Raw genomic sequence first — 3,076 nt, 5'->3', positions numbered from 1 at the left:
CGGCCCGCCGTCTCCTGCAGCATGGTCCGCGCCGACACCAGCGGCCAGAACTGCTTCGGGTAGCCCTCCCGCGACAACGGCCACAAACGCGTGCCAGTGCCACCACACAAAATCACAGGAGTTATCGTCACAGATTCGATTTCCTAATATTTTCAAATCAGGCTTTATTTTGCGGCAATTATAACGACTTATCCGTGCCGCGCATCGCCTAAGTGGATCTTATCTGGGATAGATTTTCTTGTTCAGGGCGATTTCAGTGAAAACTCGTTTCAACCATCCCGCTCCGGGTGGTTTCGGTGCAAGGCCGTGGGCCGGCGAAGCGCCCTCAGCCGATATCCGGAACTGGGCACTGACCGTTCAGCACGCACGGCGCGTGGCAAGGCGCAGTAATCGGACACAACCTCGCGGCGGGCTCAGCAGAAACCCAATGGAGATCGCACCTCCTGGGTCATGCTTGCTGTACGACAGGGCCAGTGCTCGTCACTCAGCCAGAGCAGTCATCCTTGGCCTGGGTGCTGGCGTGCCTTCGGTATCAGGTCGCACCGTACGCAGATAATCCAGCAACCCGGCATAGCAGGCCGTTGCCGAGAAGCAGTTGCGCGCTACCAGCAACGAAGCAGCAGCGCGCTCCGCCCGGAGCGCCGAATCAGTCAGCAGCGCCGTGACCTCGGCCGCGAATTCTCCAGCTTCGTCGATTGGTCGAAGAGCAGGGGCACATTCCGCCTGTACACCCTGCAGCGTCACGCTGGTCGCAACGACCGCCTTGCCATGGCCCAAAGCCTCAACAAGCTTGATCTTGAGGCCAGAGCCCGCCAGCAGCGGCGAAACCACCACGGCTGCGTCGCGGTAATACGGCGCCAGATCCGGAACCAGGCCCAGCACCTCCACGGCTCCGGTGAGCGTCTCCGGTACCGGGCCGATGGCGTGACCAACGCGGCCAACCACCCGCAGCACCACCTGCGGGACCGCCTGCCGGATCAGGGGGAGCACCTCGCGCAGGAACCAGCGCAGCCCGTCCACATTCGGCGAGGTGTCGCTACCGACGAAGAGCAGGATGGCGTCCCGTCCAGGCTGCGGCGCCGCCACCGGCTCGATCGCGATCGGCGCCACGATCACGCGCCGGCCGGGCAGCGCATCGCGAATGAAGGCACCTTCCTCCGCCTGGATCGCCACCACGGCATCCGCTGCGCCGAGCAGCCGCAGCTCGCTCGCCTGATCGATCCGCGCCACCGAGTCCTGCGACCCGGCGCGGGCGAAGATCGCGGCCCGGCTGGAAAAGAGGTCATGCATGACGACGATCCGCGCCGCCCCAGGGCTTAGCGCATAGGGATAGGCCGGGGTCAGGAAGGCATAATCCGCCAGGACCACATCAGCATCGCCGCGGATACGGTTCGCGACATACAGCAAGTCCTCCTCCCGCCAGGGCACCGCGACGGCATAGGGAGCCTTGCGGACCAGGCCCCCCAGGCCAAGCCCCACCTTGCGCAGCAGCTTGTCAGCGATGCCGAGGCAGGCAGCGAGCGCCACCCGCGGGTTCTTCGCCACCAGCCAGGAGCCGATCCGCCAAGCCTCATGCATGGCAATGGAGCGAAACATCGTCATCTCCGGCCGGAGGCGCAGCACCGGCGTGCGGCCGAACATGGCGGGCGAGGGCCAGACGAGATGCAGTTCGTGCCCGGCTTCAGCCATGGCGCGGCAGAGGGCGAGCAGATAGGCGGCACTGCCGCTGGTACTGCCGACGACGCGGTTGCGGGAGACCACATAGACGCGCAGCCCGCGTGGACGCCTCTGTGGTTGGGGTCCCTCCTGTGCCGGCTTCTTCGGCCTGGCAAAAACACGGCTCAGCCTATCGCGTACCGGCAGGCGCAGCAGGGCAGCGCCACTCGGCGAGCGGATCGCCTCCCGCAAGGCTGCCACGGGATCACGCGCCTTCAGCGCGGCGATGATACCGTCATAGGCGAGCGCCCGCTCGATGCTGGCGCGGCGAGCGCGGAAGGCGGCCTCGGTCGATCTCGGCTGTGGCCCGACCGCGGCGCGGAAGGCGTTGTCCGAGGCCAGCATGGCCTCGAGGTCGGAGCGGCGCAGCCGGTGCGAGGTGGATGTTCCATGCCGGCGGTAGAAGTAGGTGAGGTCAGGCAAGATGCGGAACTGGGCACCCTGGGCCAGCAGCCGCGCGACCAAGTCGTAGTCCTCGGCGATGCGAAGGCTCGGGTCGTAGCGCAGGCCGGTTCGCCGCAGCATCTCCGCCCGGAAGAGCGGCTTCAGATACCCAAGCGCCGGCAACCGCCCGAACAGCACATTGGCACGGATATAGAGCGCCAGATCGACTGTGGCCGGGAGGGCAAGGCGGCCGTGCAGCATGGGCTGCGGCGGGCTCCCATCCTCGAAAAAGGCCAGCATGTCATCGGCGATGATATCCACCCCATCGCGCGTGGCAGCGGCAAGCAGCCGCTCCAGCCGCTCGGGATGCATCAGGTCGTCGCTGTCCATCACCGCGACCCATTCGCCCCGGGCCGCGGCGAGACCGCGGTTGCGGGCGGCACCCGGCCCACCATTGGGCGCCGGCGGCAGCACGATGAGGCGTGGATCTTCGGCGGCAATGGCCCGCGCTATGGCAAGACTTTCATCGGTGGAGCCGTCATCGGCCAACAGAATCTCAATGCCGGCGAGGCTCTGCGTGAGGGCTGAGCGGATGGCGGCGGCCAGATAGGGGGCGCCGTTGTAGTTGGCCATCACCACGCTCACCAGCGGGCACTCGACGGCAGGGCTCATGCGCGGGTCTCACCCTTGGGTCAGGGATTGCGGGCCCGCGGTTGCTCGTGCCTGGCGCAGAGGGCGAGGGCGCGACAACATGGGCCATGGCTTTCATAGCCCATCGATCCCCCATTGGGGTAAAATCATCAGAATTTCGAACATGTCTTGGTAGATAAGCCAGGCATTGCTGCTGCGCATGCGGGGCCCTGAACGACAAACGCCCCGCGGCCTGGGGCTGCGGGGCGTTTGTCGTGATATGGATGCGGGGACAGGATTTGAACCTGTGACCTTCAGGTTATGAGCCTGACGAGCTACCGGGCTG

Annotated in this window: 2 protein-coding genes; both read right to left on the bottom strand. The window is 66.0% G+C overall.

The window, feature by feature from the left end; genetic code table 11:
• The coding region (locus LHA35_RS28025; protein WP_338051019.1) for a sugar phosphate nucleotidyltransferase at positions 1 to 140 on the bottom strand (140 nt) is incomplete at its 3' end.
• 340 nt (positions 141 to 480) lie between these two features.
• Positions 481 to 2,772: a glycosyltransferase gene (locus LHA35_RS28020; protein WP_226614703.1), complete on the bottom strand. Its 2,292-nt coding sequence runs from the start codon at positions 2,770 to 2,772 to the stop codon at positions 481 to 483.
• Positions 2,773 to 3,076 lie beyond the last annotated feature (304 nt).

The sequence above is a fragment of the Roseicella aerolata genome (assembly GCF_020523605.1).
Taxonomy (GTDB): Bacteria; Pseudomonadota; Alphaproteobacteria; order Acetobacterales; family Acetobacteraceae; genus Paracraurococcus; species Paracraurococcus aerolatus.
Note: the sequence above shows the minus strand (reverse complement) of the source record. Positions and strands in the feature narration are given on the sequence as shown.

Bases quoted from the DNA above. Each gene is read 5' to 3' on its own strand.
- LHA35_RS28020 (WP_226614703.1), bottom strand. From the start codon at position 2,772: ATGAGCCCTGCCGTCGAGTGCCCGCTGGTGAGCGTGGTGATGGCCAAC.